The organism is Providencia sp. PROV267 (assembly GCF_028477825.1).
GTDB lineage: Bacteria > Pseudomonadota > Gammaproteobacteria > Enterobacterales > Enterobacteriaceae > Providencia > Providencia stuartii.
On the sequence record NZ_JAMPLX010000038.1, the window covers coordinates 1 to 4,434 of the forward strand.

Genomic DNA, 4,434 nt, shown 5'->3' on the forward strand with positions numbered 1-4,434 from the left:
TTAGATTGTCCCTCTAAGACACGGAATCGGTGGCTACACCACATCAACCAAGCAGTTAAAATTTATTTGCTTGCTTTTTACAGGAGACAAATCAGGGAGATAATTGAGAACATAAGGGAAGTGGTGCTGATAGGCAGATTCGAACTGCCGACCTCACCCTTACCAAGGGTGTGCTCTACCAACTGAGCTATATCAGCACATCTTGGAGCGGGCAGCGGGAATCGAACCCGCATCATCAGCTTGGAAGGCTGAGGTAATAGCCATTATACGATGCCCGCAATGAACTCGGCTACCTGAGTTATCAGCTGCTAAATGTAACCTGAATAAACTTTTTTGAAAAGTTCTTCAGGAGATGGTGGTGGGAGAAGGATTCGAACCTTCGAAGTCTGTGACGGCAGATTTACAGTCTGCTCCCTTTGGCCGCTTGGGTATCCCACCTATCCAAATTGTTAATTGGTGCCGGCACCAAGAGTCGAACTCGGGACCTACTGATTACAAGTCAGTTGCTCTACCAACTGAGCTATGCCGGCATCAAGTGCTGCGCATTCTAGGAAGAGTGAGCGCGACTTGCAACAAAAAATTTTAATTTTTTGTTCGCTTGCTCACATTTTATGCACTTTTTGCGATTTTGCTGCTTTTTTCGCTATATTCAGCTTAAAACATCTACAGCAGAACACCACTATAATCCATTATTATTTAATCAGTAAAGAGCCCTTGCATCATTAAAAAGTGACTTAGGCCATTTTCTAGAGCAAAAAATGATGTTCTGTATCTTCGTTCCCTCTTTCTAACCGCTGCTTTTTTCAGCAACTCGTTCTATTTTTACAGCCTTCGTCAAAAAAAATTCACATAAAACATAAAAAGTTCTACGCCTACTATCTTTCACTCGCTATGATGCAACTTAATTTTACGGATACGGGTGTTTAGGCAACCTGTCCAACCTGCATAGAATAGGCAGATGTTGGTTTATGAAACAGACAGAGAATTTTATTACTACGCCATACTTAGAGTTTGATAGGGAACATTGGGCAACATTACGTGATTCAGTCCCTTTGACATTAACGTCTAGCGAATTGATAGAGTTGAAAGGTATTAATGAAGAACTCTCGATGGAAGATGTTATTGAAATCTACCTACCATTATCTCGTTTACTCAATTTTTATATTAGCTCCAATTTGCGCCGTCAGGCTGTATTAGAGCAGTTCTTAGGAACAAATGGAGCAAAGGTTCCCTATATTATTGGGATTGCAGGCAGTGTTGCTGTAGGCAAGAGCACAACGGCTCGTCTATTACAGGCCTTATTAACACGTTGGCCTGAGCATAGAAAAGTTGATTTAATCACGACAGATGGTTTTTTGTATCCTAATCAGGTACTCAAAGATCGAAATATCATGAAGAAAAAGGGTTTTCCTCAGTCTTACGATATGCGAAGACTCGTGAATTTCGTGTCGCAGATAAAATCAGGAGCGCGTAACGTTGTTGCACCGGTCTACTCACATCTTACTTATGATATTGTGCCTGACCAACAACAGGTTATTGATCAGCCTGATATCCTAATTCTAGAAGGCTTAAACGTGCTACAGAGTGATATGGACTATCCACATGACCCACATCATGTGTTTGTCTCAGACTTTGTTGATTTCTCTATCTACGTGGATGCAGACCCTGAATTATTAAAGCAGTGGTATATTGGTCGGTTCCTAAAGTTCCGCCAAGGGGCATTTTCCGATCCTGATTCCTACTTCCACAATTATTCTAAATTAAGCGAAGAAGAAGCCGTTAAAATTGCAGGCTCTATTTGGGATGAAATTAATGGTTTAAACCTAAAAGAAAATATTTTACCCACGAAAGAACGTGCAAGTTTAATAATGACCAAAGGCGAAAACCATTCTATCCAGAATGTTAGGCTTAGAAAATAAACACTATATGCCGGTATAGCTTACCGGCATCATTTTATTATTTTTCGTTAGATCTTAGTGATATTTCCCCACCGATATAAGGAATAATTTCACCATTATCCTGTTGTAATAAAAGAGCACCTTGTTGATTTATTCCTTTTTCCACACCGGTGATAATTTTATCACCAATCAACAATTTAACCTTCCTTCCCAAGAAGTTATCTAATTCAAACCAACGCTCCAAAAAGGGAACTAATCCTTCCTTCTCAAATAAAACTAATGCTTTTTTCAGTGCATTAATAATATCAGCAGACAATTTATTTCTTTCTATATTTTCTACTTCATCAATTAATGAGGCCCACTCCTGATTAATTGTACCCTCTTTATCTACATTCTTTTTTTCCATACCAATATTAATTCCAATACCAATAATGATATGTGCGGCATCACCTGTTTTTCCTGTTAATTCCACAAGTATACCTGCTAGTTTTTTATCATTAAGATAAAGATCATTAGGCCATTTTACTTTTACTTTACCCCTGCTTAGTTTATTTAAGGTTTCAGCAATTATGATCCCCACAACTAAACTTAGTCCGACTGCAGCTGCCGGCCCTTGATCAAGCTTCCAGTACATCGATAGATATAGATTACAACCAAATGGTGAAATCCATTGCCGCCCGCGTCGACCTCTCCCCGCACTTTGGTACTCCGCCAGACATGTATCGCCTGATTTTAAGCTCGAAATTCTTTCAAGCATATACTGATTTGTTGAATCAATGACAGGCTCCACAATCACATCACTGCCCTGAATATATTGCTTAATTAACTCACCATTGAGCAAATTAAGCGTATGGGGCAATTTATAGCCTTTACCTGCGATAGTTTGCACTTCAATGCCCCATGAACGCAGTGTTTTAATATGTTTATTAATCCCTGCTCGTGTCATCCCTAATGTATCGCCTAGCTGTTGGCCTGAGTGGATTTGAGCATCAGATAAGATCTCTATCAATTGTAGCGGTGTACTGGTTTCTTTCATAAAATGCAGTCCATAGGGTTAATTTCGCCATGTTTACCAATAAACCTCACTTCTGGCTCAAGCATGATACCAAAATGCTTATGCACGGTTTGGCTGACATATTTAGCTAAGTCAACAATATCACGCCCTGTCGCATGGCATTTATTAATGAGGACTAAAGCCTGCCGTGTATGTACAGCAGCGCCACCTAATTCATAGCCTTTCAACCCACATTGGTCTATCAACCAACCCGCAGCAACCTTTATTGAGCCATCTTCTTGGGCATACTGTGGGCAAGTTGGAAAACGTTGTTTTATTTGATGCGCTTTATCTGCTGTAATAATTGGATTTTTAAAGAAGCTTCCCACATTGCCCGTCACGGCGGGATCAGGTAATTTTGCTTTCCGTGTCTGGCATACGGCATCAAACACTTGCTGTGGAGTCACTGTTTCGGCATCTAAGAGTGCTAAATCCCCATAGGTGAGTTTAGGTGACCATTGTTTAGCAAACTTCAAACCAACCCCAATAATCACATGAGAATGCTGATAGTCATGCTTAAAGATACTATCACGGTAGCCAAAATGGCAGGCTTCAGCCTCTATCCTTTCTGTCTTACCAGTTTGGAGGTTCAGAGTATCAACATACTCACATAAATCCTTCAGCTCAACACCATAAGCGCCTATGTTTTGAATTGGTGCAGAGCCTACACAGCCAGGTATCAAGGCTAAATTTTCAGCACCATAGATACCTTTACCCATTAAATATTCAATAAATTGATGCCAGTTCTCACCTGCCGCAGAATACACATGCCAATATTCTGGGGTCTCTGTGATAGTAATGCCTCTAATACGATTGAGAATTACCGCACCATCAAAGTCTTCAATAAATAACACATTACTTCCCCCTCCAAGGATCAAAACAGGTAACTGCTGTTTTTGCGCATTAAGCCATTGCTGATAAATCTCTTCTGCTGATCCAGCAATACAAACTGACTTTGCTTGTGCTTCGATACCGAGAGTATTAAACGGTTTTAATTCAAGGGATGGGTTCATTGCAGCCTTCAATAGATAACCAATAAAGATGAGCTAAGTCTATCAGGCTGACCCGCGAGAATCATTAAATAATGAGATGCCTCTCATGACATTAGGAGTATTAGGTTGAAATGGCAATGTGTCAGGAACAAGAAAAAAGAAGATACAGAATAATTTGAATGGGGCTAAATAGCAAAAAGCCACCCCAAGGTGGCTTTTCTATGTTTAAAACCTAGCAGTTCCCTACTCTCACATGGGGAAGCCCCACACTACCATCGGCGCTACGGCGTTTCACTACTGAGTTCGGCATGGGGTCAGGTGGGACCACCGCGCTATTGCCGCTAGGTAAATTCTTTTTTAATACTGATAAATTCATGGTGCTGATACCCAGATTCGAACTGGGGACCTCACCCTTACCAAGGGTGTGCTCTACCAACTGAGCCATATCAGCAATATGGTGCGGTCAGTCAGTACTGACACAACCTTTAAA

Annotated in this window: 3 protein-coding genes, 5 tRNA genes and 1 rRNA gene; 1 reads left to right on the forward strand and 8 read right to left on the reverse strand. The window is 40.7% G+C overall.

Annotation, left to right across the window (positions count from 1 at the left end):
- Positions 1–121: 121 nt before the first annotated feature.
- From PR709_RS19455 to PR709_RS19470, 4 genes are all read right to left on the reverse strand, one after another.
- A tRNA-Thr gene (locus PR709_RS19455) sits at positions 122–197 on the reverse strand.
- Positions 198–203: 6 nt separating this feature from the next.
- Positions 204–278: transfer RNA gene (locus PR709_RS19460), tRNA-Gly, on the reverse strand.
- A 75-nt stretch (positions 279–353) separates the two neighbouring features.
- Positions 354–438 (reverse strand) — tRNA-Tyr (locus PR709_RS19465).
- A gap of 16 nt (positions 439–454) precedes the next feature.
- Positions 455–530: transfer RNA gene (locus PR709_RS19470), tRNA-Thr, on the reverse strand.
- Positions 531–968: 438 nt separating this feature from the next.
- On the opposite strand from PR709_RS19470, the gene coaA reads away from it, so the two are divergent.
- On the forward strand, positions 969–1,919 hold the full coding sequence (coaA, locus tag PR709_RS19475) for a type I pantothenate kinase (RefSeq protein ID WP_004924900.1): 951 nt from the start codon (positions 969–971) through the stop codon (positions 1,917–1,919).
- 37 nt (positions 1,920–1,956) lie between these two features.
- On the opposite strand, the gene birA is transcribed toward coaA, so the two are convergent.
- The 4 genes from birA to PR709_RS19495 all read right to left on the reverse strand — a co-directional run bounded on the left by birA (position 1,957) and on the right by PR709_RS19495 (position 4,395).
- Positions 1,957–2,934, reverse strand: a complete 978-nt coding sequence (gene birA, locus PR709_RS19480; protein ID WP_004923065.1) for a bifunctional biotin--[acetyl-CoA-carboxylase] ligase/biotin operon repressor BirA — start codon at positions 2,932–2,934, stop codon at positions 1,957–1,959.
- Entirely contained in the window at positions 2,931–3,965 is a 1,035-nt protein-coding gene (gene murB / locus PR709_RS19485) for a UDP-N-acetylmuramate dehydrogenase (RefSeq protein WP_004923069.1), read from the reverse strand. Before murB ends, birA begins: the two co-directional genes overlap by 4 nt.
- Before the next feature lie 209 nt (positions 3,966–4,174).
- Positions 4,175–4,290: ribosomal RNA gene (gene rrf, locus PR709_RS19490) — 5S ribosomal RNA — on the reverse strand.
- 29 nt (positions 4,291–4,319) lie between these two features.
- Positions 4,320–4,395, reverse strand: a tRNA-Thr gene (locus PR709_RS19495).
- Between the last annotated feature and the right edge of the window lie 39 nt (positions 4,396–4,434).

What these genes read in the sequence shown, in the direction of transcription:
- coaA (WP_004924900.1), top strand. Translation starts at nt 969, where the DNA reads ATGAAACAGACAGAGAATTTTATTACTACGCCATACTTAGAGTTTGAT.
- birA (WP_004923065.1), bottom strand. Translation starts at nt 2,934, where the DNA reads ATGAAAGAAACCAGTACACCGCTACAATTGATAGAGATCTTATCTGAT.
- murB (WP_004923069.1), bottom strand. Translation starts at nt 3,965, where the DNA reads ATGAACCCATCCCTTGAATTAAAACCGTTTAATACTCTCGGTATCGAA.